General features: G+C 44.9%; 24 protein-coding genes. 18 read left to right on the forward strand and 6 right to left on the reverse strand.

The genetic code is table 11. From position 1 onward, the window contains the following. Window positions 1-102 precede the first annotated feature (102 nt). Window positions 103-1,239: an acetylornithine deacetylase gene (gene argE / locus ACED53_RS12965; RefSeq protein WP_017099990.1), complete on the reverse strand. Its 1,137-nt coding sequence runs from the start codon at window positions 1,237-1,239 to the stop codon at window positions 103-105. Window positions 1,240-1,392: 153 nt separating this feature from the next. Between argE and argC the strand changes: the two genes are divergently transcribed. The 4 genes from argC to argH all read left to right on the forward strand — a co-directional run bounded on the left by argC (window position 1,393) and on the right by argH (window position 6,745). Next, entirely contained in the window at window positions 1,393-2,397 is a 1,005-nt protein-coding gene (gene argC, locus ACED53_RS12970; protein WP_017099991.1) for an N-acetyl-gamma-glutamyl-phosphate reductase, read from the forward strand. A 12-nt stretch (window positions 2,398-2,409) separates the two neighbouring features. Then, window positions 2,410-3,198, forward strand: a complete 789-nt coding sequence (gene argB / locus ACED53_RS12975; RefSeq protein WP_017099992.1) for an acetylglutamate kinase — start codon at window positions 2,410-2,412, stop codon at window positions 3,196-3,198. A 113-nt stretch (window positions 3,199-3,311) separates the two neighbouring features. Then, complete coding sequence (locus ACED53_RS12980) at window positions 3,312-4,523, forward strand: argininosuccinate synthase (protein WP_009848894.1); 1,212 nt, start codon at window positions 3,312-3,314, stop codon at window positions 4,521-4,523. A gap of 347 nt (window positions 4,524-4,870) precedes the next feature. Continuing rightward, the gene (gene argH / locus ACED53_RS12985; RefSeq protein WP_009848895.1) at window positions 4,871-6,745 is read left to right on the forward strand and encodes an argininosuccinate lyase; all 1,875 of its coding nucleotides are present in this window, start codon (window positions 4,871-4,873) and stop codon (window positions 6,743-6,745) included. A gap of 254 nt (window positions 6,746-6,999) precedes the next feature. Here the strand turns inward: argH and ACED53_RS12990 are convergent, their stop codons facing one another. Continuing rightward, on the reverse strand, window positions 7,000-7,248 hold the full coding sequence (locus ACED53_RS12990) for a DUF3624 domain-containing protein (RefSeq protein WP_029225380.1): 249 nt from the start codon (window positions 7,246-7,248) through the stop codon (window positions 7,000-7,002). 87 nt (window positions 7,249-7,335) lie between these two features. Between ACED53_RS12990 and ACED53_RS12995 the strand changes: the two genes are divergently transcribed. Then, window positions 7,336-7,683 (forward strand): RidA family protein, encoded by a 348-nt coding sequence (locus ACED53_RS12995; RefSeq protein ID WP_004729674.1) that lies wholly within the window; start codon window positions 7,336-7,338, stop codon window positions 7,681-7,683. A 273-nt stretch (window positions 7,684-7,956) separates the two neighbouring features. Here ACED53_RS12995 and ACED53_RS13000 read toward each other — a convergent pair whose 3' ends face one another. From ACED53_RS13000 to ACED53_RS13010, 3 genes are all read right to left on the reverse strand, one after another. After that, entirely contained in the window at window positions 7,957-9,423 is a 1,467-nt protein-coding gene (locus tag ACED53_RS13000) for a dihydrolipoyl dehydrogenase (RefSeq protein WP_017099995.1), read from the reverse strand. 291 nt (window positions 9,424-9,714) lie between these two features. Continuing rightward, window positions 9,715-10,443: a glutathione peroxidase gene (locus tag ACED53_RS13005; protein WP_017099996.1), complete on the reverse strand. Its 729-nt coding sequence runs from the start codon at window positions 10,441-10,443 to the stop codon at window positions 9,715-9,717. 44 nt (window positions 10,444-10,487) lie between these two features. Continuing rightward, on the reverse strand, window positions 10,488-10,667 hold the full coding sequence (locus ACED53_RS13010) for a hypothetical protein (protein ID WP_017099997.1): 180 nt from the start codon (window positions 10,665-10,667) through the stop codon (window positions 10,488-10,490). Between ACED53_RS13010 and oxyR the strand changes: the two genes are divergently transcribed. Next, a complete protein-coding gene (gene oxyR, locus ACED53_RS13015) occupies window positions 10,666-11,559 on the forward strand; it encodes a DNA-binding transcriptional regulator OxyR (RefSeq protein ID WP_017099998.1) in 894 nt (297 codons plus the stop codon). The genes ACED53_RS13010 and oxyR overlap by 2 nt on opposite strands. A gap of 119 nt (window positions 11,560-11,678) precedes the next feature. On the opposite strand, the gene ACED53_RS13020 is transcribed toward oxyR, so the two are convergent. After that, entirely contained in the window at window positions 11,679-14,237 is a 2,559-nt protein-coding gene (locus tag ACED53_RS13020; RefSeq protein ID WP_017099999.1) for a penicillin-binding protein 1A, read from the reverse strand. Window positions 14,238-14,388: 151 nt separating this feature from the next. Here ACED53_RS13020 and pilM point away from each other — a divergent pair, with 151 nt between their 5' ends. From pilM to trpS, 12 genes are all read left to right on the forward strand, one after another. After that, complete coding sequence (pilM, locus tag ACED53_RS13025) at window positions 14,389-15,414, forward strand: type IV pilus assembly protein PilM (RefSeq protein WP_029225381.1); 1,026 nt, start codon at window positions 14,389-14,391, stop codon at window positions 15,412-15,414. After that, entirely contained in the window at window positions 15,398-16,012 is a 615-nt protein-coding gene (locus ACED53_RS13030; RefSeq protein WP_017100001.1) for a PilN domain-containing protein, read from the forward strand. Before pilM ends, ACED53_RS13030 begins: the two co-directional genes overlap by 17 nt. Then, window positions 16,005-16,634 (forward strand): type 4a pilus biogenesis protein PilO, encoded by a 630-nt coding sequence (locus ACED53_RS13035; RefSeq protein ID WP_017100002.1) that lies wholly within the window; start codon window positions 16,005-16,007, stop codon window positions 16,632-16,634. Before ACED53_RS13030 ends, ACED53_RS13035 begins: the two co-directional genes overlap by 8 nt. After that, window positions 16,621-17,139, forward strand: a complete 519-nt coding sequence (locus tag ACED53_RS13040) for a pilus assembly protein PilP (RefSeq protein WP_029225382.1) — start codon at window positions 16,621-16,623, stop codon at window positions 17,137-17,139. The genes ACED53_RS13035 and ACED53_RS13040 overlap by 14 nt, the downstream gene beginning before the upstream one ends. Window positions 17,140-17,174: 35 nt before the next feature. Continuing rightward, on the forward strand, window positions 17,175-18,893 hold the full coding sequence (locus tag ACED53_RS13045; protein WP_017100004.1) for a type IV pilus secretin PilQ: 1,719 nt from the start codon (window positions 17,175-17,177) through the stop codon (window positions 18,891-18,893). Between the two features lie 176 nt (window positions 18,894-19,069). After that, on the forward strand, window positions 19,070-19,588 hold the full coding sequence (gene aroK / locus ACED53_RS13050; RefSeq protein ID WP_009848907.1) for a shikimate kinase AroK: 519 nt from the start codon (window positions 19,070-19,072) through the stop codon (window positions 19,586-19,588). Between the two features lie 24 nt (window positions 19,589-19,612). After that, window positions 19,613-20,701 (forward strand): 3-dehydroquinate synthase, encoded by a 1,089-nt coding sequence (gene aroB, locus ACED53_RS13055; protein ID WP_009848908.1) that lies wholly within the window; start codon window positions 19,613-19,615, stop codon window positions 20,699-20,701. Window positions 20,702-20,780: 79 nt separating this feature from the next. Continuing rightward, window positions 20,781-22,298, forward strand: coding sequence for an SPOR domain-containing protein (locus ACED53_RS13060; protein WP_017096552.1), 1,518 nt, complete (start codon window positions 20,781-20,783; stop codon window positions 22,296-22,298). Between the two features lie 69 nt (window positions 22,299-22,367). Continuing rightward, complete coding sequence (locus ACED53_RS13065; protein WP_017096553.1) at window positions 22,368-23,219, forward strand: Dam family site-specific DNA-(adenine-N6)-methyltransferase; 852 nt, start codon at window positions 22,368-22,370, stop codon at window positions 23,217-23,219. Window positions 23,220-23,416: 197 nt separating this feature from the next. Continuing rightward, window positions 23,417-24,091: a ribulose-phosphate 3-epimerase gene (gene rpe, locus ACED53_RS13070; protein WP_029222055.1), complete on the forward strand. Its 675-nt coding sequence runs from the start codon at window positions 23,417-23,419 to the stop codon at window positions 24,089-24,091. Between the two features lie 102 nt (window positions 24,092-24,193). Further along, a complete protein-coding gene (locus ACED53_RS13075) occupies window positions 24,194-24,880 on the forward strand; it encodes a phosphoglycolate phosphatase (protein ID WP_017096555.1) in 687 nt (228 codons plus the stop codon). A 175-nt stretch (window positions 24,881-25,055) separates the two neighbouring features. Further along, complete coding sequence (gene trpS / locus ACED53_RS13080; RefSeq protein ID WP_016796005.1) at window positions 25,056-26,072, forward strand: tryptophan--tRNA ligase; 1,017 nt, start codon at window positions 25,056-25,058, stop codon at window positions 26,070-26,072. Window positions 26,073-26,440 lie beyond the last annotated feature (368 nt).

Below are 26,440 nucleotides of genomic sequence, written 5' to 3' on the forward strand. Positions count from 1 at the left end.
TTTTAGTAAGACTCGCTACACTGTGCGATCTAAACACCTTAAATGATAGGTGTTGCCTTTTCGGGTGGCTTTTATACGAAAATATCGGAAGGAAAGTAATAACTAGAAACAATATTTACGGATCGATTTACTCAGAACATCAATTGTAGGGTCAATAAAATCGAAGCTTAAGAACTCATCCGGTTGGTGAGCTTGGTCGATTGAGCCTGGGCCTAAAACTAGGGTTGGACATAGCTCCTGAAGAAACGGTGCTTCAGTACAATAGTTCACAGTTTGAGATTCGGTTTCACACACCGATTCCATGCCACCGATAAATGGATGATCGTGCTGACACTCGTAACCCGGAATCGGCTCATGCAGGGGAGTAATCTCAATCCTGCCCGGCCATTTTGCTTCTACTTCCTTGAGCGCGCTGCGCAGCATGTTATCCAAACCATCTAAGCTGATGCCCGGTAAAGGACGAACGTCATAGTGCAGTTCACAACAACCACAGATTCGGTTAGCGCTATCTCCTCCGTGAATATGCCCAAGATTTAGAGTAGGGCTTGGAATCGCGAAACCCGGGTGATGGTACTCTTTGACTAACTTGTCACGCAGTTGCATTAAAGCAAACAGCACTTCATACATGATCTCGATGGCGTTAACGCCTAATGCAGGATCAGAAGAGTGACCTGATTTACCCGTTACTCGCACAGCATTAGCGACGTGACCTTTATGACCGCGAATAGGCACTAGGCTGGTCGGCTCACCAATAATGCAGTAGTCCGGTTTAAACGGCGCATTTTCAGTGAAATGACGTGCACCTAGCATAGTGGTTTCTTCGTCACACGTTGCTAAAACATAAAGTGGCTTGGTTTGCTTGCTCCAATCCATTTTCTTCGCAGCTTCATAAACGAAGGCAAAAAAGCCTTTCATATCGGCGGTGCCTAATCCGTAGAAGCGGTTGTTGTGTTCTGTCAATGCATGAGGGTCGAAGTTCCAACGTCCTTCATCGAATGGCACGGTATCGCTGTGTCCTGCAAGCAATAAGCCCCCTTCGCCAGAACCCATCTTTGCGACCATATTATGCTTGCCGGGTTCGACTTCCACGACCTCAACGCTAAAGCCTACGTCTTTAAACCATTGAGCCATTTTTTCGATCACTTTCTCGTTGCCATGATCCCAGCTTGGATCGGTTGAGCTAATGGAGTCGGTGGAAATTAGGCCTTTATAGACCTCAAGGAAACTCGGTAATTGCATAATATCTTCACTTCTACTATTGACAGGAAAACCATAAGTCGGTAAAACACATATTAAATCATATTTAATGCATAAGAAATCAAATATAGCTAAAAATTAAGTATGAATAGTCAAATTTGAAATATAACTTACCTCAAGAATGGATGTGTTGAGATGTTGAAAACCACGATCATTGGTGCAAGCGGCTATACAGGAGCAGAACTGGCTCTAATGATAAACAGACACCCTGAGCTCACGCTATCAGGTTTATATGTCTCAGCCAATAGTGTAGATGCGGGCAAACCTATCGCTGCACTGCACGGTAAGTTAGCTGGCCTGATTGATATGCCAGTGCAGCCATTAACGAATCCAGAAGAAGTAGCTAAGCAGTCGGATGTGATTTTCCTAGCAACGGCACACGAAGTCAGTCACGACCTAGCGCCCATTTTTCTAGAGAACGACTGCCAAGTTTTCGACCTATCGGGTGCATTCAGAGTTAAAGGTGAAAACTTCTATCAAGAGTTTTACGGTTTTGAACATCAACACGAACAATGGCTAGACAAAGCGGCTTACGGTTTAGCGGAATGGAACGAACAAGAAATAAAAGAAGCTCAGCTTGTTGCGGTAGCGGGTTGTTACCCAACGGCATCACAACTGGCGATTAAGCCTTTGGTTGAAGCCAAGTTACTTGATGAGAACCAATGGCCAGTGATTAACGCAACCAGCGGTGTGACTGGTGCAGGCCGCAAGGCGACTATGGTTAACAGCTTCTGCGAAGTGAGCCTGCAAGCTTATGGCGTCTTCAATCACCGTCATCAACCTGAAATGGCCGCACATTTAGGATGTGATGTGATTTTCACCCCGCACCTCGGCAACTTTAAGCGTGGCATTTTAGCGACCATTACCATGAAACTGGCTGACGGTGTGACAGAACAACAGATACAAGATGCCTTCGAGCAAGCTTATCAAGGTAAGCCAGCCGTGAGATTGCTCGAAGAGACATTGCCAAGAATTCAAGATGTAGAACAGACACCTTTCTGCGATTTAGGCTGGAAGGTACAAGGTCAGCACATCATCGTTGTTTCGGCGATTGATAACTTATTAAAGGGTGCATCTAGCCAAGCGATGCAGTGTTTAAATTTACGTTATGGTTTTGCGCCATTAACTGCGTTAGTGTAAGGAAATCTAGATATGAGCCTTAATAATCAACCATTAATCATAAAGTTAGGTGGCGCTGCGCTATCTTGTGGTGAAACACTTAGCAAGTTATTTGGTGCGATTTCAGCTTACCAACAACAGGCACAGCGACCAATCGTGATTGTTCACGGCGGCGGTTACCTTGTTGATGATTTGATGAATAAGTTGAACCTCGAAACCGTTAAGAAAGAGGGGCTACGTGTTACTCCTTATGATCAGATCCCTGTTATCGCTGGCGCGCTAGCGGGCACGGCCAACAAACTACTTCAAGGTCAGGCAATTAAAGACGGTATCAATGCCGTTGGTTTGAGCCTTGCAGATGGTGGTTTATGCAAAGTGAGCGAACTGAACCCTGAACTGGGCGCGGTAGGAAAAGCGGAGCCGGGCGACTCAACCGTTCTGCAAGCGATTCTTAATGCGGGCGCACTGCCAATCATTAGCTCAATTGGTCTGACTGAGCAAGGCCAACTGATGAATGTGAATGCCGACCAAGCTGCGGTTGCCGTTGCAGGCGCGCTTGATGCTGAACTGGTACTGCTTTCTGATGTAAGCGGTGTGTTGGATGGTAAAGGGCACCTGATTCCAAGCCTTAATCAACAACAAGCCGATGACCTCATCACAGGTAAAGTGATTACCGATGGCATGATCGTTAAGGTTCAAGCCGCACTAGAAGCCGCTAACGACCTTGGACGACCAATCGAAGTCGCTACTTGGCGATACCCAGACAAGCTGACACAACTTTTTTCAGGTAAGAGCATAGGAACACAGTTTTTACCTCAGTAGACCTCACACCGAGTGACTACTAAAGAATTTAGATAAACAGATTAAACATATAATTATTAAAGTCATTTCCAACGCTGACCGCCATGTGCAGTATGGAAATTAGGAGAAAGAAAATGAGCAAAGTTAACGTAAAGAAAGTTGTAGTAGCCTACTCTGGCGGTCTAGACACATCAGTAATCATCCCATGGTTGAAAGAGAACTATGACTGCGAAGTTATCGCATTTGTTGCTGATGTAGGCCAAGGTGATGAAGAGCTGATTGGTATTGAAGAGAAAGCAAAAGCGTCTGGTGCTTCTGAGTGTTACATCGCTGACCTGAAAGAAGAGATGGTGGCAGATTACATCTACCCAACGCTAAAAACTGGCGCTTACTACGAAGGTAAATACCTACTAGGTACTTCAATGGCTCGTCCAATTATCGCGAAAGCTCAGGTTGAGGTTGCACGTAAAGTCGGTGCAGACGCACTGTGTCACGGCTGTACAGGTAAGGGGAACGACCAAGTTCGTTTTGAAGGCGCATTTGCTGCTCTCGCACCAGACTTACACGTAATTGCACCATGGCGTGAATGGGATCTAGTGAGCCGTGAAGAGTGTCTAGATTACTTAGCTGAACGTAACATCCCTTGTACGGCTTCTCTTACTAAGATCTACTCGCGTGATGCAAACGCATGGCATATATCTACAGAGGGCGGCGTGCTAGAAAATACATGGAACGCACCGGATGAAGATTGCTGGGCTTGGACTGTAGACCCAGAGCAAGCGCCAAACGAATCTGAAACTGTGACGCTTAAAGTTGAAAAAGGTGAAGTGGTAGCGGTTGATGGCGAAACAATGACGCCATACAACGCACTGGTTTACCTAAATGAGAAGGGTGCGAAGCACGGTGTTGGTCGTATCGATATCGTAGAGAACCGTCTTGTTGGCATGAAGTCTCGTGGTTGTTACGAAACTCCAGGTGGCACAATCATGATGGAAGCACTGCGCGCAGTAGAGCAACTGGTTCTTGATAAAGCGGCATTCGAATTCCGTGAAGAGCTAGGTGTTAAAGCTTCTCACCTTGTATACGATGGCCGTTGGTTCACTCCACTATGTAAGTCAATTCTTGCGGCAACAGATGAACTAGCACAAGACGTAAATGGTGAAGTGGTTATCAAACTTTACAAAGGCCATGCAACGGTGACTCAGAAGCGTTCTGACAACAGCCTGTACTCAGAAGAGTTTGCAACCTTTGGTGAAGATGAAGTTTACGACCAAAGCCACGCTGAAGGCTTTATCCGTCTTTACTCGCTATCAAGCCGTATCCGTGCTCTGAATAGCCAAAAGTAATCCGAACAATGAGTTAGTGAGCTAGCCTTTTACGAATAACGGAAGGCTAGCAAATAGACATTATTGTGCAAAGTCCATCCACTATTGATTAGTGAATGGGCTTTTTTCTATCTATTAGTCTAATAAATCAGCTTCGGTTTTTATCATTGAATGGCATATAATTCGCGAATCACGCTGAAAATAAATAATGGATTAAACTATCGGTGAATAAATATGTGAAAATAATGAATCAATACTTTATTTTCATTTTGAATTGCCGTAAGTTTAAACCATCAGAAAAATACTGAATTTTAATCAGAATTATCATTTGCAAAAACAGTGAGCACTGTGCAATTAGGAGATACACAATGGCATTATGGGGCGGTAGATTTACCCAAGCAGCAGACACCCGGTTTAAAGATTTTAACGATTCTCTTCGTTTTGATTACCGATTGGCTGAGCAAGACATTGTGGGCTCAATTGCCTGGTCTAAAGCTCTACTGTCGGTCAACGTATTAACCGAAGAAGAGCAACAGAAGCTTGAGTTAGCGTTGAATGAGCTAAAACTTGAGGTGATGGAAGATCCTGAACAGATTCTACGTTCTGATGCAGAAGATATTCACAGCTGGGTCGAGCAACAACTTATCGGCAAAGTCGGTGACTTGGGCAAAAAACTTCACACTGGCCGTTCTCGTAATGACCAAGTGGCGACAGACCTTAAACTATGGTGTCGTCAGCAAGGTAACCAACTGCTACTTGCATTGGATCGCCTACAAAGCCAAATGGTGAACGTCGCTTCTCAGCATCAAGAAACCGTACTTCCTGGCTACACTCACTTACAACGTGCTCAGCCGGTAACTTTTGCTCACTGGTGCTTGGCTTACGTTGAAATGCTTGAGCGTGATTATTCTCGTTTGAATGATGCGATTAAGCGTCTAGATACATGTCCGCTGGGTTCTGGTGCCCTTGCTGGAACTGCTTACCCGATGGACCGTGAAGAGTTAGCTCACAACTTAGGTTTCCATCGTGCAACGCGTAACTCTCTAGATTCAGTTTCTGACCGTGACCATGTGATGGAGCTGATGTCGATTGCATCTATCTCAATGCTTCACCTTTCGCGTCTTGCAGAAGATATGATTTTCTACAACTCGGGTGAATCGAACTTCATCGAGTTAGCAGATACAGTGACGTCAGGTTCATCTCTGATGCCACAAAAGAAAAACCCAGATGCGCTAGAGCTAATTCGTGGCAAAACTGGCCGTGTGTACGGTTCATTAGCTGCAATGATGATGACTGTAAAAGCTCTGCCTTTGGCGTACAACAAAGACATGCAAGAAGATAAAGAAGGTCTGTTCGACGCTTTAGATACTTGGAATGATTGTATGGAAATGGCTGCTCTTTGTTTTGATGGCATTAAAGTGAACGGCGAACGTACACTTGAAGCAGCGAAGCAAGGTTATGCGAACTCAACAGAATTGGCTGATTACTTAGTAGCGAAAGGCATTCCTTTCCGTGAAGCTCACCATATTGTTGGTGTAACAGTCGTCGCAGCGATTGCTAAAGGCTGTGCATTAGAAGAGTTAACCATCGCAGAGATGAAAGAGTTCTCTGAGGTGATTGAAGAGGATGTGTATGACATCCTGACCATTGAGTCGTGTCTTGAAAAACGTAGTGCGCTAGGCGGTGTATCACCACAACAAGTGGCTTACGCGGTTGACCAAGCAGAGAAGCGTTTATCACAGCGTGATACTTCTATCGTTAAGGTTCGTTCTGCTCGTCTGACCGATATTGAAGCGTTGGAAGGCATGGTGGCCTACTGGGCGAATATGGGTGAAAACTTGCCTCGTTCTCGTAATGAACTGGTGCGTGATATTGGTTCGTTTGCCGTCGCAGAGCATCATGGTGAGGTGACAGGTTGTGCATCACTCTATGTGTATGACTCTGGTTTAGCGGAAATTCGTTCGTTAGGTGTTGAAGCTGGTTGGCAAGGCCAAGGGCAGGGCACCGCTATTGTGCAGCACTTGGTTGATAAAGCGCGACAAATGGCCATTAAGAAGGTGTTTGTGCTGACTCGTACCCCAGAGTTCTTTATGAAGCATGACTTTTTACCAACATCGAAATCTTTGCTACCTGAGAAGGTACTGAAAGATTGTGATCAGTGTCCTCGCCAACATGCATGTGATGAAGTGGCGTTGGAAGTGAACTTGGTTGAACAGATTATCGCAAAGGTGAATGTTGCATAAGGCATTGATTTTATGGCACCTAAAAAAAAGATCAAAAATCTGATCTTTTTTGGGAACAAACTAAGAAAAGTCCGGTCTATTAAAGTACCACTGCTTTTTCTTAGAATTTTCTAAGAAAGCCCTAGAATCGATTGGTTCTGGGGCTTTTTTCTATCTGCTGTTTGGGAAGTGAAGATAGGTCGTTAAATCGAAGCACTATCGGGTCATTGAATCGAACATCTAGCCATTATCGTTTATCTAATAAAGTCTCTCTGCTAACGCTTTTTGTTCCTTAAAGGCAGCACGACAAATTTCATTATCCAATGCAACGACAGCAAGCCGCTGAATACGAAAGCGGCCATCATCAAAGCGATGGCATTGATGGTTTTTGGGTCTTCTTTGAAAAACAACCACCATGCTCCCCAACTTAAAATCGACAACACCATCAGCTGATTCATGCAGCGCTGGCAGCGGCCGAGTTTGTTACGGATTTTTTCACTTTTATTGCAATGAATGCATGTCATCTTGGGTTTGATTCGCGTTATGCTTGTTGCCTTGATAATAACACGTCACAAGATATTGGATCACGGTGACACAGAGAGAGAAAGTCGATGATTGAGCGTCAAGAAACCAAACAACGCATGAGCCGTATTGTGAAACACAACGGCACTATCTACCTATGTGGCCAAGTGTGTGCTGATGCAACCAAAGACATCACTGAGCAAACACAAACGATGCTGGATAAAGTGGAAGCCCTACTTGAGCAAGCGGGCAGCGATAAAGAGCACATGCTGTCAGCAACGATTTACTTGAAAGACATGAAAGACTTCCAAGAAATGAACGCAGTATGGGATGCATGGGTTCCTGAAGGTCACGCTCCAGCTCGCGCATGTGTGACTGGCGACATGGCTCGCGAAGCGCTACTTGTTGAGATCTCTGTGATTGCTGCTGAGAAGTAATAGCTAAGTTTTTAGCTACTGGTTATTGCTTCAAGAGATTCCAGATACCTCGTCCCTCGGTTCTGGAATGACGGTTAAGTTTTGGTTTAACTGATGCATCACTTTGGTTTGCTTCAGTTTAGGTGGGTTTTGAAAATCACCGTCATTCCCGGTAGCGACGAAGGAGCGTGGTCGGGAATCTATTATTTGCTCGTTGCCAAAACAAAAAGGAAAGCCAATGGCTTTCCTTTTTAGTATCTAGCAGTTTGCTAACTGCTTAACGGTAGTCTGAGATTAACAACCCGGACCGCAATCCAGACAGTGTTTCACCATCTCTGGACCCAAGTGCAGTTTCGCATTGAGGTCACGTAACGCTGTTCGTACACCTTCTTCGATTACTGGGTGGTAGAACGGCATGTCTAGCATTTCAGAAACCGTCATCTTGTTCTGGTGTGCCCAAGCTAACAAGTGAGCCAAGTGTTCTGCGTTTGGTCCCATCATCTCAGCACCAAGGAAGCGGCCTGTGCCTTGCTCGCCGTATACATGCAGAATACCTTTGTTGCGTAGCATCACTCGAGAACGACCTTGGTTTTCGAAAGACACTTCACCCGTTGCGAAACAGCCACATGTACCTAAGCGTGTGGTGATCTCTTTATACGTTTCACCAACCATTGCGATTTGTGGGTCAGAGAATACTGCCGAGATTTTAGAGCGGCGTAAGCCTGCACGAATCTCTGGGAAGCGACCTGCATTGTCACCTGCAATACGCGCTTGGTCTGCTGCTTCATGCAGTAGAGGCAGTTGGTTACTCGCATCACCAGCGATAAATACTGATGGTAGCGATGTTTGTAGCGTGTAGTGGTCTGCGATTGGCACACCACGTTCATCAAGTTCTAGAGAGGTATTCTCTAAGCCAAGCTTGTCAGTGTTAGGGCGACGGCCTGTTGCTGCCAGTACGTACTCAACGACGTTAGTTTCTAATTCACCTTGTTTATTGATGAACTGGATTTCGACGCGAGCCTCACCCGATTCAATGGCAATGCGCTTCATGCTTTCGATTTTCACGTCGGCATCGAGATAGAACTCTTCATTGAAGGCTTTATCTGCGTAAGCCATGATCTCTGGGTCGGTAACTGGGCCAACTTGACCACCCAAACCGAACAGTTTGGTCTTCACACCTAAGCGGTGCAGTGACTGACCAAGCTCAAGACCAATCACACCAGGGCCAAATACTGCAACCGATTCTGGTAAATCATCCCAGCTAAACACGTCGTCGTTAATGATCAGACGATCACCAAGCTCATTCCAAACGGCAGGGTATGCAGGGCGAGAGCCAGTTGCGATAACAATACGTTTAGCTGTGACAACCGTGTGGTCATCGATTTGTAGCGTGTTGTCATCTAAGAACTTTGCGTAGCCAGAGATCTTGTCTTGCTCTGGAATTTCATCAACACCTTCTAAAACAAAACCAACAAAACGGTCACGTTCAAACTTCACTCGGTCCATTACTTCACGGCCGTTAATCACGATATCACCTTGTGGGTGAACGCCAAAAGCCGGAGCTTTCTCAATTTGGTGTACACTTTCAGCTGCTGCAATAAGCAGTTTAGATGGCATACAACCAACACGAGCACAGGTTGTACCGTAAGGGCCGCCTTCAATCATCACAACACTGTCAGTGTGTGCTTTTGCAGCGCGGTAAGAACCTAAACCTGCCGTACCGCCCCCGATAACTGCTACATCTACATTGACTTGTTTCATAATAATTTTCTCGCAATAGCTAAATTTAGTTTGAACGAACCCCTCCAACTCTGGTGATTTTCTAAGAGTCAGGATTGTGGGTCAGTTTTGTGATTCTGTTTTATTAGGTTTAGCTTGTCGCTCTGCCTTTATTGCTAACTGCTTCTTGTTACTAACTATAGGTTAGTTAAAGACGGGCGAGTCACCAGCTATATTCTTTTTCCCAAAACTCAGATAAGAGTGTTTGGAATAGCTAACCCACAAGAGGGTGGGTTAGCTGATACTTCTAAGCCTATATCGGCGATGAAGCGATTAGCCTAGGAAAGTTTCTAGTTCTTCGCTACCACCGATGTGTTTGCCACCGATGAATACTTGTGGAACCGTTGTACGACCAGAGATTGCACGTAGGCTTACTGTTGTCGCGTCTTTACCTAGTACTACTTCTTCGTAGTTCAAACCTTTGTCGATTAGGTTTTGTTTCGCTTTCATACAGAAAGGACAGCCTGGCTTAGTGAATACTGTGATTGACTCTTGCTCTTTGTGCTCAGGAGCAATGTAGTTAAGCATAGTATCTGCATCAGAAACCTTGAACGGGTCGCCTGGTACGTCTTCTTCGATGAACATTTTTTCTACCACGCCGTTTTTAACCAGCATGCTGTAGCGCCATGAACGTTTGCCGAAGCCGATGTCGTTTTTCTCAACTAGCATGCCCATACCGTCTGTGAAATCACCGTTACCATCTGGGATGAATGTGATTTTTTCAGCTTCTTGGTCTGCTTTCCAAGCGTTCATTACGAATGTGTCGTTTACTGAAACACATAGAATGTCATCAACACCGTTTTCTTTGAATACAGAATGTAGCTCGTTGTAACGAGGTAGGTGGCTTGAAGAACATGTCGGTGTAAACGCACCTGGTAAGCTGAATACGATAACCGTCTTGTCTTTGAATAGCTCTTCCGTCGTTACGTTAACCCATGCATCGCCCTGGCGAGTTGGGAATGTTACTTGAGGGATTGATTGACCTTCTTTAGATGCAAACATATTGATTTCCTTAAATAGTATTTTGAATTTTGTTCTATCAGAGCTTAACGTTTTTCTTTGCTCTGTTTCGTTTCGTTGAGCCCATTATTAGACAAATCCTTTGATAGCTCTAATCGTTTGATGTTATGGTTTTGATAGGTAAATTCTATCAAGAGCATTTTTCTTTTAAATGTTTCTATTAGAACCCTTGTTCTTATTAAAACCTGAGGTAAGAGACTGATCATGAACATTCGTGACTTTGAATACTTGGTGGCGCTCGCAGAGCATAAACACTTCCGAAAAGCGGCAGAAGCGTGCTTTGTCAGTCAGCCGACACTAAGCGGTCAAATACGCAAACTAGAAGATGAAATTGGACTTCAGTTAACCGAGCGTAGTCCAAGGAAGGTAATATTTACAGAATCAGGGTTACAACTTGTTGAACAAGCCAAGCGTATTCTCAATGAAGTGAAAACTTTTAAAGATATGGCGAGTGGACACGGTGAAGCGATGACGGGGCCGATGCACATTGGTTTTATTCCGACCGTTGGCCCTTATATTTTACCTAAGATCATTCCTCATCTTAAAGAGTGCTTCCCCGATCTTGAGCTTTACCTGCATGAAGCGCAGACCCATCAGCTAGTGAGTCAACTTGAAGATGGCAAGCTTGATTGCTTGGTATTGGCTGCAGTTGATGAAACGGCGGCGTTCAAAGAGATTGATGTGTATAACGAACCGTTAAGCGTCGCAGTGCCATGTGATCATGAGTGGGCTAAGCAAGACACTGTCGATATGTTGCAGTTAAATGGACAAACCGTACTTGCACTGGGCGATGGTCACTGCTTACGAGACCAAGCCTTAGGCTTCTGTTTTGCTGCGGGTGCAAAAGACGATGAGCGCTTTAAAGCGACCAGCTTAGAAACGCTGCGTAACATGGTAGCAGCAGGGGCGGGCATTACCTTGCTACCTCAATTGTCTGTACCAAAGGAAAAGCAGAAAGATGGTGTGTGTTACGTTCCAGCGGTGAATCCAACACCTTCACGTCGTATTGTTGTTGCCTACCGACCGGGTTCTCCGTTAAAGGGGCGCTTTGAGCAATTGGCTGAGGCTATCCGAACTCAATTGGAAAAAACAGCTTAACGGCCAAATTCAGATTGTAGGTACAAAGCCGTTTAAATTGTAGATAACAAAAAAGGGTTGATATGAATTCATATCAACCCTTTTTGTTGGTTCATGTTACTTGGTTCAACAAACCCTAATTAGAACAGCTCTTCTACTGCTTCACCTGATGACGTTGAGTAGATGTCATCATTGAAACGTTCAGTAATGTACTCGGTTGGCTCAGTGCCTTTCTCGAAATACTCGAACATTGATGAGCTATCGAACTTGTTGGTCAGTAAGCCAGTTTCACGGTCGATACGAACGCGAACGATATTTTCTGGAAGCTCTTTACGTTGTGCAGGAACACCCGCTAACGCTGTGCCCATGAAATCAACCCATGCCGGCTCTGCTGTTTTAGCGCCCGCTTCTGCACCTGTAATTTGATTCTTACCAAGGTTAGAGTTCGCTTTGGTTCGACCTAGGTTACGGTTGTGGTTGTCAAAGCCAACCCATACCGTTGCAACCATGCCTGGGCCGTAACCGCTGTACCAAGTATCTTTCGAATCGTTGGTGGTACCGGTTTTTCCGCCAATATCGCGACGCTTCAGCGGTTGAGCACGCCAACCTGTACCATTCCAGCCTGTGCCTGCACTCCAGTCACCGCCGCCCCAGATATTGCTGTACATCATTTCACGAACAAGGAACGCGTTCTGCTCAGTGATCACTTGAGGTGCGTACTGTACTTGGGCATCCACATCTTGCTCTGCAAACTCATCAGCCATTGAATCTGAGGTCATAGGCTGTTGGCAATCGTCTTTACACACAACTTTCGGTGTCGCTTGGAATTCAGTCTCACCAAATGGTGTTTCAATGCGGCTGATGTAGAAAGGTTCAACGTAGTAGCCGCCATTCGCAAATACTGAGTAACCTTGAGCTACCTTCATTGGCGTTAAGCTACCCGCACCCAGAGCAATGGTTTCAGAGCGCGGTACTTCGTCAATATCAAAACCAAATCGAGTTAGGTAGTTACGAGTATCATCCAAGCCCACTTCGCGCAGTACACGTACCGCCATTACGTTTTTAGATTGAGCTAAGCCAATACGTAAACGAGTTGGACCCACATAGGTCGGTGGTGAATTCTTTGGTCGCCATGCCGTACCTTGGCTCTTATCCCATTGATTAATAGGCGCATCGTTGATCAGTGAGGCTAGTGTTAAACCTTTTTCAATCGCCGCTGAGTAGATAAATGGCTTGATACCAGAACCCACCTGACGAATAGATTGGGTCGCACGGTTGAATTTGTTGTGTACAAAGTTAAAGCCACCCACCATCGACAATACTGCGCCGTTGTTAGGGTTCATGGCAACAAACGCGGTGTTTGCATTTGGCACTTGGCTTAGTCGCCATACAACCGGTGTTTCAGGTTCAGTTGTTGTTTCTTCGGTAGGCTTTTCAGATACTTCATCGCCTGTTACTGCTTCATGTCGAACCCAAACTTGCTCACCAACAGCCAAAATCTCCTTCGCTTGAGAAGGCGCTGGTCCTTGGCGGTTGTCCGTTAGGAATTTACGTGCCCAGTTCATGCCTTGCCACTCGATAGTGCCTTCGCCTTGGTTCTTAACCCAAACTTGAGCACTTTTCGAATCAACAGCAGTTACAACTGCTGGTACTAAGTCACCATAGGTTGGTTGAGACTTAAGGCGCTTAACGATTTGTTCTTGATCCCAAGTTGATTGCGCCGTTTGCCATAATACTTTTTCAGCACCACGGTAACCGTGACGCTCATCGTAGCCGAGCAGGTTCTTAATCGCGGCTTGGTTCGCTGCTTTTTGCAGTTTTGAATCAACGGTCGTGTAAACCTTCATGCCTGATGTGTAAGCGGCTTCACCATAGCGTTCAACCATCCAAGCTCGTGCAACTTCTGCTACATATGGTGCGCTCAGTTCAATCTCGGCACCGTGATATTTCGAGATAAGTTCTTCACTGCGAGCTTCATCGTACTCCGATTGAGTGATGTATTTTTCGTCTAGCATACGACGTAATACCACGTTACGACGGTTGGTCGCACGCTCAACAGAATAAATAGGGTTCATAGTTGAAGGTGCTTTTGGCATGCCCGCAAGCGTAGCCAATTCACTTAAGGTGAGCTCAGGAAGATCCTTACCAAAATAAACACGCGCTGCTGCGCCGAAACCATATGAACGGTGACCAAGGAAGATCTTGTTTACGTAAAGCTCCATGATTTCTTCTTTACTCAGAAGTTGCTCTATGTGGATCGCAATGAAGATCTCTTTGATTTTACGCATGATCTTTTTCTCATTAGATAAGAAGAAGTTACGCGCAAGCTGCTGAGTAATGGTACTTGCCCCTTGTTTGGCTGAACCGGACATAGCAACCACGAGTGCTGCTCGAGTAATACCAATTGGATCAATACCAGGGTGCTCGTAGAAGCGGCTATCTTCGGTAGCAATCAAAGCTTCAACTAGGTGGCGAGGAATCTCATCATAAGTCACTGGATTACGACGCTTTTCACCAAATTGAGAGATCAATTTACCGTCTTGACTGAAGACTTGCATTGGCGTTTGGAGTTCTACGTCACGCAAAGTGGCAACATCAGGCAACTCTGGTTTTACGTAATAGTAAAACCCGAAAATTGTACTGACTCCAAGAATCATGCAAATCAATGTAAATATGAATAATCGCTTTATGAACTTCACCGGATAATCCCTGATTAGTTAAGGCTGATAAGCAGCAAACCCTTGTACTCTAGGTTAAAAACTTAGCTTTCGTTTATTAACGCTTATTTAACTAATAATCACAACCCCTAGATAATCAACGAAATGCTTGGCACTTCAGGAGCTAGGTCACATGGGTTCATCATTAATTACAGGTATAGATATAAATCATCACAGCATCAAAGCCGTGGTACTAAAACCCGTGGGGGAGTTGTATGCCCTAGTGGGATACAAAGAGCTGCCGATTTCGGACGACATTTTTACAGCTAACCATACTTTGGAGTATCAGAAAACTGTTAAGAAACTTAAAGAACTTAGGAAAGGACTGCCTTTTGGCTGTCGCAACGTCGTCATTTCGGTACCCGATAACACGGTGATCAGCAAAGTACTGCAAATAGAGAGTGACTTAGAAGACAGAGAAAAGGAGTTTTCTATCTATCAAACCTTTGCTCATCAATCTCCCTTTCCTATCGAGGAGCTGAGTTTAGATTTTGTAAAGCTGGAAGACAAACGATTTGGTAAAGGATCGACAAGTAGCTATCAGATATATGCGACTCGTAAGGAAGTTGTAGACAGTCGAGCGGATGCTTTAAATAAAGCCGGATTTAAACCTGTTGTCGTCGACACCCAAGCACATGGTCTGCTCAATATTTGGCAGTTGGCTTCACGCCTTTATCCTGAAAAAAGTAACTGGTTGCTGGTGGACGTGGGAGTTGACCAAACGTCGTTAGGCATTATCCCGCAGGATTCAGCACCTTTCTATAAAGACATCGCCTTTGGTACTCAAGATCTTCGCGGTACTGACAGCCCGAGTTATACAGAAGGTGTTTTCGGCAACGCAGAGGACACACATCGGTTTATTGTTAATTTGGTTGAAAAGCTTAAGCGACAATTGCAACTCTATTCCTCAGTGAATGCACTTGAGCCGATATCCGGGATCTGGCTGATGGGCGAAGGAGCCAGCATTCCGATGGTAGTTGAAGATCTAGAGCGCCATTTTCAGATGAGTTGTGAATCGCTCAATCCTTTATCGTTATTTGAGAACAAGGTGGCGAAGCGGCACCAACTGCCGATGAACTGGCAACATTTCGGCATTGCCGCGGGTATGGCGATGAGTGGACTCAAGTGGCAAGGAGAGAAGCATGTTGCATCAAATTAACCTGTTGCCGTGGCGTGATGAGATTCGCGCTCAGCACAAGAAGCGTTTTATCCACCTAGTCATTCTTGGCGTCATCATTGCACTTACAGGGCAATGGGCGGTTGGTCACTATTTTCAGGGTCAACAAGCCAAACAGCAAGCTCGCCTCAATTATCTTAATCAATACATTGCCGAGCTCGACCGACAAATTCAATCGTTAAAAGTTGCAGAACAAGAACACAAAGCCATTCTGACTCGACTTGATGTCGTGGAGTCGTTACAGCTTGGCCGCAATAAGACCACTGACTTTATGAACTTGATGCCGGAGCTGATTCCTGAGGGCGTGTATGTCGACAAGATAAAGATGAATGGTAAGGAGATTGAGATGGCAGGTATCAGCGACAGTACGGCTCGCCTCGCCACAATGTTGGACAATCTAGAGCGTTCTGATTCTCTTAAAGGGGTCGAGATGCACTCTATTATCCATAACCGAAAACGCTTCAATAAAGAGTTTCAGACCTTCAAGGTCTCTTTTGTGTTTAGCCCTGTTTCTTTAGAAAACACAACCGCAGAGAGCGCAACCGCGAGCAGAAAAGAGAAGGGGGCAAATCATGGCTAACCTTCAAAGTAGGATTAGCTGGCAAAATAGTGTGAGCTTGCAAGATCTCGATGCTGATGAGATCACCGAATGGCCGTTGTTGCCCCAACTGCTCGTTATTCTGTTGCTGATGATATTAATCCAAGGTGTCGGGACTTGGCTGTATTTGCTGCCTTTAGACGATGAACTGCAGCAGATGAAGCAGCAAGAGCAGACTTTGAAAGCAACGTTAAGGATAAAAGCGAACAAGGTTGCGGCTTTGCCTAAGCTTCAGAGTCAGTTGGATGAGCTAACCAGTCGCTACGACTATCTGTTAGAACAACTACCCGTTCAAAAGGAGCTCGCCAGTATGTTGGCCTCAGTGAATGAACTTGGTTTGGATAATGCGCTGACCTTTACGCGCATTGATTGGGGGCAAAAGCAGAACAAGGAATTCCTCTATCGGTTACCCCTCAATATTGAGCTAACCGGTGATTACCACGAGATTGGCGATTTCTCCGCGGCCATCGCGAAACTGCCGCGCATTATTAGCTTCGATGATGTGAATTGGCAGCGAGTCAGTCAAGAAAGTAGCACGCTACATTTCAGGGTTCGAGCTTACACCTATCAGTTTAAATCGGAGGTGAATGATGAAATTCAGTAGCGCCCTTTTGTCCCTATTGTTACTGCTTGTGCTTTCAGGCTGTAAATCCAATCAGGATTCGTTAGAAGATTTTGTGAGGCAAGTTGAAGCTAAGGCGAGAAAAGAGGTAGAAAAACTTGTCCCAGAAACGGAGTTCTTAGCCGCAACTTATCAACGCCACGCCTTTCGCCCTCCCTTTGAACTTCCTAAAGAAGCCATGGTTCAAAATCAACCCTTGGTGAAGAAAGATTGTTGGCAGCCGAACGCTCGCTCTCGTATTGGCAAGCTAGAAAAATACCCGCTGAGTAAGCTGCGTTTAAGAGGCGTAATGGGCAGTGGAACAAGCGTTTCAGGGTTAGTACAAACCCCAAAAGGGAACGTGGTCAATGTGAAAAAAGGTCAGTTTATTGGCTTAAACAATGGTCGAGTTACTAAGGTGACGAGCCAGTATGTACAGATTAATGAAACTCTTCCAGATGGTTTAGGTTGTTGGCATAAACGCAACGTTAGGCTCGCTCTGAAGTAAACCAATGTCACATGATGTGGATATGAGATGTAAATATGATTAAAGGAATAAGTGGATTAGTGAGCAAGGCTCTACAAGGTTTTGCTGTGTCTGTGATGTTGGTGGTTAGCGTGTTCAGCTATGCCGAGAGCTTGCCAAATCAATTGGAAAATATTGATTTTAGGGTCAACAAGGAGAAAGACGCCGTCATCATTATCGAATTGGCAACCAGCACTGCTGTGGTGGATGTTCAACGTGCTCAGGAAGGTTTAAGTATCGAGTTACTCAATACTCAGGTGAATGACGATAAGCTTTACCTCCTGGATGTGAAGGACTTCGCGACCTCAGTTGAAGGTATTGAGGTGTATAAGGAAACGCCCAGTACGCGATTGTTGGCAACGATCGCTGGTGACTATCAATATGAATACAACTTAAAAGGTCGCTTTATTGAGGTAATGATCAGTAGGCCTACTATTGATGAAGTGACAATAGAGAAAAATGTTTTAGAAAAAGAAGGCAAGGTGATATCGATTAACTTCCAAGATATCCCTGTACGTAATGTTTTGCAGCTTATTGCTGATTACAACGATTTCAATCTCGTTGTTTCTGATTCAGTCACGGGTAATCTGACTTTACGTTTAGATGGTGTGCCTTGGCAGCAAGTTCTCGACATTATCTTGCAAGTTAAGGGGTTGGATAAGCGTGTTGATGGCAACGTTATCTTGGTGGCACCTAAAGCTGAGCTCGACCTTAGAGAGCAACAAGCGCTAGAGAAATCTCGTTTGGAAGAAGAGCTAGGTGAACTCAAGTCGGAAATCATCAAGATTAACTTTGCCAAAGCCACCGACATTGCCGACATGATTGGTGGGGAAGGGGCGGTAAGCATGTTGTCCGAGCGAGGCTCGATTACCATTGATGAGCGAACTAACTCCCTGTTGATCCGTGAATTGGAAGAAAACATTGCGGTGATACGAGGCATTATTGAATCGCTAGACATTCCCGTGAAGCAAGTTCAGATAGAAGCACGTATTGTCACTGTTACTGAGGGTAATCTTGATGAACTAGGAGTGCGTTGGGGCGTTTCCTCGACTAACGGAAGCTTCAAAGTTGGCGGCTCGATAGAGGGCAACCATCCATCGCAAATTACGCCGTATGACGACAATGGTGGGAATAGTGCGATTGACGATTTCCTCAACGTTAATTTAGGAGCAACTTCCCCGAGCGCGTCGAGTATTGCGTTTCAGGTAGCCAAGCTGGGTTCTGATACCTTGCTTGATCTTGAATTGTCAGCACTGCAACAAGAATCGAAAGCAGAGATTATTTCTAGCCCACGCTTAATTACCACCAATAAAAAACCCGCTTATATTGAGCAAGGTACTGAAATCCCTTATTTAGAGTCTTCTTCAAGTGGTGCTACTTCAGTCGCATTTAAGAAAGCGGTATTGAGTCTCAAGGTGACTCCGCAGATCACACCCGACAATCGTTTGGTATTGGATTTGAGCGTGACTCAAGATAGGCCGGGGCAAGTGGTGAAAACCGGCACCGGTGAAGCTGTCGCTATTGATACGCAAAGAATTGGGACGCAAGTGCTTGTTAATAATGGTGAAACGGTCGTGTTGGGTGGTATTTTTCAACACAGTGTGAGCAGCCAAGTTGATAAAGTTCCACTGTTAGGGGACCTTCCTGTTCTTGGCGCATTGTTCCGTCGTAGCTATGAAAATGTAGGCAAAAGTGAACTACTTATTTTTGTTACACCTAAAGTTGTGATTCAGTAATGAGCAATTAGATTAAAAATAAAGTTGCATTAGTGGCACCTAACCTTGATAATTTCGGGTCTTATCACGAATTATCTGTGAGGAATCGGTGCCACGGGCCTTTTAATTTCAGTACTTGTACTGACCTACCTTGTGGCGATGTCATTGAATTAACGTTGTAAATTACTGCTAAAAACATGGCTGAGAAACGCAATATTTTTCTTGTTGGCCCAATGGGCGCCGGCAAAAGTACAATTGGTAGACACCTAGCTTCCCAACTTCATATGGAGTTTCTAGACTCTGACACTGTGATCGAAGAGCGCACTGGCGCAGACATCGCATGGGTTTTTGATGTTGAGGGCGAAGATGGTTTCCGTAAGCGCGAAGAATCTGTAATCAACGATCTGACAGAAGAACAAGGTATTGTTCTTGCGACAGGTGGTGGTTCAGTGCTGAGCAAAGAAAACCGTAACCGTCTATCTGCACGAGGCATTGTTGTATACCTAGAGACAACAATTGAAAAGCAACTTGCTCGCACTAACCGCGACAAGAAACGCCCTCTACTTCAAACAGACAACCCGCGTGATGTGCTAGAAGATCTAGCTGTATCTCGCAACGCACTATACGAAGAAGTGGCGGACTACACAGTTCGTACTGACGACCAAAGTGCAAAAGTGGTAGCCAACCAGATCGTAAAAATGCTAGAAGAACGTTAAGTTCATTTTTCGGAGAGCAAACCCATGGAACGGATTACGGTCAATCTAGCTGAGCGTAGCTACCCTATCTCTATTGGCGCCGGGTTATTTGAAGACCCGGCGTACCTTTCTTTTTTATCAGGTAAGCAGAAAGTTGTTGTTATCAGTAATGTGACAGTAGCGCCTCTTTATGCTGATAAAATTTTATCGCTATTGGATCAAGTCGGCTGTCAGACATCTCTTTTAGAGTTGCCAGACGGTGAGCAATACAAAACACTTGAAACGTTCAACTCAGTGATGAGCTACATGCTTGAAGGAAATTACAGCCGCGATGTGGTGGTGATTGCTTTGGGTGGTGGTGTTATCGGTGATTTGGTCGGTTTTGCTGCCTCTTGCTACCAGCGCGGTATTGATTTCATTCAAATCCCGACGACCCTTCTTTCTCAAGTGGACTCCTCTGTAGGTGGTAAAACTGCAGTGAACCATCCCCTTGGCAAGAATATGATCGGCGCTTTTTACCAACCAAAATCTGTCATCATCGATACTAACTGCCTATCAACGCTTCCAGAGCGTGAGTTTGCAGCGGGTATGGCTGAGGTGATCAAATACGGCATCATTTACGATGAAGCCTTTTTTGGCTGGTTGGAACAGAATCTAGAGAAACTGTATCAACTTGATGAAGACGCACTGATTACCGCGATTGCTCGTTGTTGTGCAATTAAGGCTGAAGTGGTTGCTATCGATGAAAAAGAGTCAGGAATCAGAGCGTTATTGAACCTAGGTCATACATTTGGTCATGCGATTGAAGCAGAACTAGGCTATGGTAATTGGCTACATGGTGAAGCTGTGTCGTCAGGCACTGTAATGGCAGCAAAAACCGCCCAATTACAGGGACTGATTTCTCAGCAGCAACTTGAGCGAATTATTTCTATACTCAAGAATGCGAAACTACCAATCCATACGCCAGAAAGCATGTCTTTTGAAGACTTTATGAAGCACATGATGCGCGATAAAAAAGTGCTGTCTGGTCAGTTGCGTCTGGTATTACCAACAAGTATTGGTACTGCTGAAGTGGTTGCTGATGTACCTCAAGACATCATTAAACAAGCGATTGATTTCTGCCGTACTCTTTAAATTCGGTTGTGAGGTTGCCTAGCTAAAAGTTAGGCAACTGAAGCGCTTTACAGATCGAACTTATCAGTAGGGATCCCCAATGAGTTTGGCTCATGATTTAAGAGTATTGGAGTTAGAGTCTCAAGTTGAGTTGCTAGAGCGTTTACAGCTTTTAACTAACTTTGGTTCAAACTTTGTAAATGTTGCTGGTAAAACGGGTTCTGGCCGATCTTGGTTAGCTCAGCGTTATCTTGAAGCATGGTCGACAGAAAAAAATCAGTGTTTACTGCTTTGTCACCCAAGCCAAGACGATCAACAGCGCCGCGCACTTATTCTTAGTCAGATTGTTTCTGACCCACTCTTTAATCAACATGATTCTTTATCTGATAGCCTTGCTAGGTTACTGGATGGAGATACGTGTAATGTGCTTATTGTCATTGATGACGCCCACCGATTGTCTGAGCTACTGGTATCAGAATTATGGATGTTGGTACTTGAATCTCAATCAAACCCTCAATGGACGATTAATATCGTTCTGTTCTCGCAAACTGGTCACCTAGACACGCTATTAACACGACTTAGTTACGGTCAGCCGCACAAACCTATCGCCCTTGAGATCGATGATCTTTCGCAACCAGAAGCTGAACATTTCTTTGAGTCACTGGTGATTCGATATGTCGATGATGAGTCAGAATCTCGGGTGCGAAATGCATTTAAAAAAGCGCAACCTTTGCCCGGTGAGCTAATGGCCTTAGGAGAATTGAAAGTGGAAAAAAGGATTATTATTCGCTCAATCATTGGTTCACCTATCAATATTGCGATTGTGGTGGCGTTGTTGTTGCTTGTTATCGGCGGCGGTTACTGGTGGATGTTTAATCAACCAACGCCTGACGATAAAGCGCAATCTATTATCGCCCCTATTGAGCAGACAGTTATTCCAACGTTGGAAGTGGAAAATGCAACTGAGCAAGCCACAATCGACGGAACTGTCGATTCTGAAGCCGAAGTTGATATGAGTTATCAAGGTGCTGACGATGACAGCTCTTCTCTGCCGCCGGTCGTGGTTGAAGAGACAGCCAGTGTTGGTCAGGTAGAACAAGATCAGCAACGTGTGGTGATCACCTCTGATGTGGTCGATGCTTTGCTTGATGATAAACCTGAGAGTGTTGATACCAGTGCAATTGAAGCTGTAGTTGAAGAAAAGACAGATGCAGTCGTTATCCCGCAGCCTGATGTTGTGGAACGTGAGTCATTGCCGGCAACGAATGAAGGTTCAGAGCTAACACAATCAGCACCTCCGACAAAAAAAATCACATTCTCATTTGCACGCGAAGAGCTACAAGCTATCTCGCCGCGCGCTTATACCCTGCAGTTGAGTGCGATGACATCATTGGAAGATGTACAATCTTTCATTGAAGAGTATGAGCTTGAGAATAAGGTTCGTATTTACCCAACACTTCGTAACGACACCAAGTGGTTTATTATCACTTATCAAGATTACCCAACGATTCAAGTGGCGCGAGATGCGGCAAGTGCGTTATCAAAACCACTTCAACAGTTGGAACCTTGGGCAAAATCGATGAATCAAGTGCATCGAGAGATAGAACGTGCGAAATAACCCTGAGCTTAGCCTCAAAATATGTTACATTCCGCAGCCTTATTTTTGAGTTGATAGATAGAGCAGTAAATGAAAAAGCAGCGTGCCTTTCTAAAATGGGCTGGTGGTAAATATGGCCTAGTTGAAGACATCCAACGTCACCTGCCACCTGCTCGTAAATTGGTAGAACCGTTTGTCGGTGCCGGATCAGTATTTCTGAATACTGATTTTGAACAGTACCTACTTGCAGATATTAATCCTGATCTTATCAACCTATACAATCTACTTAAAGCCGATCCTGAAACCTATATCACTGAAGCGAAGCGTTGGTTCTGTCCGGAGAATAACCGTAGAGAAGTGTTCTTAGATGTTCGCGCTGAGTTCAATGGTACAGATAACGTTATGTATCGCTCGTTAGCTTTCTTGTACATGAACCGATTTGGCTTCAATGGCTTGTGTCGTTACAACAAGAAGGGCGGTTTTAACGTTCCGTTTGGTTCTTATAAAAAACCTTATTTCCCTGAAGCCGAGCTAGAGTTTTTTGCTGAGAAAGCGAAAAAAGCCACCTTCGTCTGTGAGGGATACCATGAAACTTTTAGCCGCGCGCGTAAAGGCTGCGTGGTTTACTGTGATCCTCCATACGCACCGCTGTCGAACACGGCTAACTTTACCTCTTACGCAGGTAATGGTTTTAGCTTAGATGACCAAGCTGCACTGGCGGATGTCGCTGAAAAAGCAGCGATGGAACGCGATATTCCTGTCTTGATTTCAAACCATGACACCACCTTAACGCGTCGTTTATACCATGGTGCGGAACTGAACGTGGTAAAGGTGAAGCGCACCATTAGCCGTAATGGCGCAGGGCGCAATAAAGTTGATGAGTTACTGGCGCTTTTCCATAAAGAGAAAAACCAGCAACCCGCTTCAACAGAATTGTCGTAGTCAGCATAATCCTCGAACTCATTAAATTGAGTGACCCACGGGTACTTTCTTAAACTAATCTTTCGAACTGCTAGGATCTGCTTAGGTGCTTAGGTAGAATTGCACACCAAATAGTCTTGGGATTGAGTCTTGTACTTGTGTATGAGAGGTCACAAGGCGGTGATATTCGCAATTTACTCACTCTTAAGAGGTTTGGTATGAAAGATTTTCTAATCGCTCCATCGATTTTGTCTGCAGATTTTGCTCGTCTTGGTGAAGACGTTGAAAAAGTACTCGCAGCCGGTGCCGACGTTGTGCACTTCGATGTGATGGATAACCACTACGTACCTAACCTGACTTTTGGTGCACCGATCTGTAAAGCATTGCGAGACTACGGCATCACAGCTCCTATCGATGTTCACCTAATGGTTAAGCCAGTAGACAGCATCGTACCTGAGTTTGCTAAAGCCGGCGCATCAATGATTACCTTCCACGTTGAAGCGTCTGAGCACGTTGACCGCACTCTACAGTTAATCAAAGAACACGGCTGTAAAGCGGGTGTCGTACTTAACCCAGCCACGCCACTTTCTTGCCTTGATTACATCTTAGATAAAGTCGATATGATTCTACTAATGTCGGTGAACCCAGGCTTCGGTGGTCAATCTTTCATTCCTCACACTCTTGATAAGCTGCGCGCAGTTCGTAAACTTATTGACGAATCAGGCCGTGATATCCGTCTTGAAATTGATGGCGGCGTGAAGGTAGATAATATCCGTGAAATCGCAGAAGCGGGCGCAGACATGTTTGTTGCAGGTTCCGCTATCTTCAATCAACCAGATTACAAAGAAGTGATTGATGAGATGCGTGCAGAGCTTGCAAAAGTAAACGCATAATCGTAAAACTACAGATAGATTGAATATTAAGGGGCTAATTGGCCCCTTTTTTACGTCTTGGAGCTCAACTCATAAGGCGAACATAATAAATAGGAAAGTAAGATGTCATTAAGCTCAATAAAACTGATTGCCTTTGATTTGGATGGAACCTTGTTAGATAGCGTACCTGATTTGGCTGTCGCTGCGGACCAAGCTTGTCAGGAGTTGGGATTCCCTTCTGTGAGTGAAGAACAAGTTCGTGACTATGTTGGTAATGGTGCTGACGTGCTTATCGGTCGCTCATTAAGTCGTGACTTAACCGTGGATCCGAACTTAGAACCAGAGCTGCTGAAAAAAGCACGTATCTTGTTTGATGATTTCTACGAGCAGGGCGGCCACAAGCTCAGCCATCTCTACCCATCAGTAAAAGAGACGTTGGCAGAGCTGCACAAAGCGGGCTTTACTATGGCATTGGTCACTAACAAACCATCGAAGTTTGTGCCAGACGTTCTCGCGCAACACGGTATTGATAAGTACTTTGTCGATGTACTTGGCGGTGACTCTTTCCCTGAGAAAAAACCGAACCCAGTCGCGCTGAACTGGCTGCTAGAAAAGCACAATGTGAAAGCAGAAGAGATGTTGATGGTTGGTGACTCAAGCAACGACATTAAAGCCGCGAAGAATGCAGGTTGTCACTCGTTTGGTCTGACTTATGGCTACAATCACGGTGAATCTATCTCTGCCTCTAACCCTGACTATGTCGCAGACAACATTGCGCAATTACTCGATGTTGTTCTAGTTTCAGCATAAAGCGGACAAAAGTTAGCTAACCCACTAGCAAAATACTTATCAATGAGTACACTGGATAAGCCGCGCAGAAAGAGCTGTGCGGCTTTCTATTTTAAAGTTAAGAAGCTAAGTTTTTCAGATACTAGGTTAAGAAACTAAGTTAACGAGCTTAGCTACAAGCAAAGGAATTAAAACCATGAGCAAGCCCATCGTATTGAGTGGTGTTCAACCATCTGGTGAACTAAGTATCGGTAACTACTTGGGTGCTCTACGTCAATGGCAACAGATGCAAGATGATTACGATTGCCAATACTGTGTTGTAGACCTTCACGCAATTACGGTTCGCCAAGATCCGAAAGCACTGCACGAAGCGACTCTAGACGCATTAGCAATCTGTCTTGCTGTCGGTGTTGATCCAAAGAAGAGCACGCTATTTGTTCAGTCACACGTACCAGAGCATGCTCAACTTGGTTGGCTTCTTAACTGTTACACGCAAATGGGTGAACTGAGCCGTATGACTCAGTTTAAAGATAAGTCTGCGCGTCACTCAAATGATGTAAACGTAGGTTTATACGACTACCCGGTGTTGATGGCTGCAGACATTCTGCTTTACGGCGCTCACCAAGTACCTGTAGGTAGCGACCAGAAACAGCACTTAGAGTTGGCGCGTGATATCGCAACTCGCTTTAACAACATCTACGGTCCTGAAACGCCAATCTTCCAAGTACCTGAACCTTACATTCCAACAGTGAATGCACGTGTAATGAGCCTGCAAGATGCGACGAAGAAGATGTCTAAGTCGGATGACAACCGTAAGAACGTGATTACTCTGCTAGAAGAGCCTAAGTCGATCATCAAGAAGATCAACAAAGCGCAAACCGATGCAGAAACGCCACCACGTATTGCCCACGATTGGGAAAATAAAGCGGGTATCTCTAACTTAATGGGTCTTTATTCAGCTGCGACGGGTAAAACGTTTGAAGAGATCGAAGCGCAGTACCAAGGCGTTGAAATGTACGGTCCGTTTAAGAAAGATGTCGGCGCTGCACTGGTTGAGATGCTTGAGCCAATTCAAGCTGAATACCACCGTATCCGTGCTGACCGTGCTTACATGGACGCAGTAATGAAAGCCGGTGCTGAAAAAGCCTCTGAGCGTGCTGCAGTAACACTGAAAAAAGCATACGAAGCAGTAGGTTTTGTTACTCGCCCATAGGGTGAACTAAAACGACTCGTTTAAACATTTCAGCCCAAAGTAGACTCTGTTTACTTTGGGCTTTTTATTGCCCGCTCCATTTACCTTCCCAGTAAATCTCTTGTTTGAATTGATAATTTAAGCATTATCTAGCTAACACATTCATCATACTAATGCTGTGCAGGTGATCTTATTTGGTATCCTCAAGCTTTATAAAGTCACTCTTGTTTCTATATATGTTGGAAATATAAAACGTGCCAAACAATTGATGATTCCAAAGTGATAAGTTCCTCATTTTCTTGCTAACTGACTTATTCCTTACATAAATAAACCGGATAGTTACCACAAAATACATGACTGCCCTTAGATGGCAGTAACTATAAATCGAT

The organism is Vibrio sp. 1F169 (assembly GCF_041439605.1).
Classification (GTDB): domain Bacteria; phylum Pseudomonadota; class Gammaproteobacteria; order Enterobacterales; family Vibrionaceae; genus Vibrio; species Vibrio tasmaniensis_A.

Excerpts from the sequence above, each read along its gene's own strand:
- argE (WP_017099990.1), bottom strand. The coding sequence starts at position 1,239 with ATGCAATTACCGAGTTTCCTTGAGGTCTATAAAGGCCTAATTTCCACC.
- argC (WP_017099991.1), top strand. The coding sequence starts at position 1,393 with ATGTTGAAAACCACGATCATTGGTGCAAGCGGCTATACAGGAGCAGAA.
- argB (WP_017099992.1), top strand. The coding sequence starts at position 2,410 with ATGAGCCTTAATAATCAACCATTAATCATAAAGTTAGGTGGCGCTGCG.
- ACED53_RS12980 (WP_009848894.1), top strand. The coding sequence starts at position 3,312 with ATGAGCAAAGTTAACGTAAAGAAAGTTGTAGTAGCCTACTCTGGCGGT.
- argH (WP_009848895.1), top strand. The coding sequence starts at position 4,871 with ATGGCATTATGGGGCGGTAGATTTACCCAAGCAGCAGACACCCGGTTT.
- ACED53_RS12990 (WP_029225380.1), bottom strand. The coding sequence starts at position 7,248 with ATGACATGCATTCATTGCAATAAAAGTGAAAAAATCCGTAACAAACTC.
- ACED53_RS12995 (WP_004729674.1), top strand. The coding sequence starts at position 7,336 with ATGATTGAGCGTCAAGAAACCAAACAACGCATGAGCCGTATTGTGAAA.
- ACED53_RS13000 (WP_017099995.1), bottom strand. The coding sequence starts at position 9,423 with ATGAAACAAGTCAATGTAGATGTAGCAGTTATCGGGGGCGGTACGGCA.
- ACED53_RS13005 (WP_017099996.1), bottom strand. The coding sequence starts at position 10,443 with ATGTTTGCATCTAAAGAAGGTCAATCAATCCCTCAAGTAACATTCCCA.
- oxyR (WP_017099998.1), top strand. The coding sequence starts at position 10,666 with ATGAACATTCGTGACTTTGAATACTTGGTGGCGCTCGCAGAGCATAAA.
- ACED53_RS13010 (WP_017099997.1), bottom strand. The coding sequence starts at position 10,667 with ATGATCAGTCTCTTACCTCAGGTTTTAATAAGAACAAGGGTTCTAATA.
- pilM (WP_029225381.1), top strand. The coding sequence starts at position 14,389 with ATGGGTTCATCATTAATTACAGGTATAGATATAAATCATCACAGCATC.
- ACED53_RS13030 (WP_017100001.1), top strand. The coding sequence starts at position 15,398 with ATGTTGCATCAAATTAACCTGTTGCCGTGGCGTGATGAGATTCGCGCT.
- ACED53_RS13035 (WP_017100002.1), top strand. The coding sequence starts at position 16,005 with ATGGCTAACCTTCAAAGTAGGATTAGCTGGCAAAATAGTGTGAGCTTG.
- ACED53_RS13040 (WP_029225382.1), top strand. The coding sequence starts at position 16,621 with ATGAAATTCAGTAGCGCCCTTTTGTCCCTATTGTTACTGCTTGTGCTT.
- ACED53_RS13045 (WP_017100004.1), top strand. The coding sequence starts at position 17,175 with ATGATTAAAGGAATAAGTGGATTAGTGAGCAAGGCTCTACAAGGTTTT.
- aroK (WP_009848907.1), top strand. The coding sequence starts at position 19,070 with ATGGCTGAGAAACGCAATATTTTTCTTGTTGGCCCAATGGGCGCCGGC.
- aroB (WP_009848908.1), top strand. The coding sequence starts at position 19,613 with ATGGAACGGATTACGGTCAATCTAGCTGAGCGTAGCTACCCTATCTCT.
- ACED53_RS13060 (WP_017096552.1), top strand. The coding sequence starts at position 20,781 with ATGAGTTTGGCTCATGATTTAAGAGTATTGGAGTTAGAGTCTCAAGTT.
- ACED53_RS13065 (WP_017096553.1), top strand. The coding sequence starts at position 22,368 with ATGAAAAAGCAGCGTGCCTTTCTAAAATGGGCTGGTGGTAAATATGGC.
- rpe (WP_029222055.1), top strand. The coding sequence starts at position 23,417 with ATGAAAGATTTTCTAATCGCTCCATCGATTTTGTCTGCAGATTTTGCT.
- ACED53_RS13075 (WP_017096555.1), top strand. The coding sequence starts at position 24,194 with ATGTCATTAAGCTCAATAAAACTGATTGCCTTTGATTTGGATGGAACC.
- trpS (WP_016796005.1), top strand. The coding sequence starts at position 25,056 with ATGAGCAAGCCCATCGTATTGAGTGGTGTTCAACCATCTGGTGAACTA.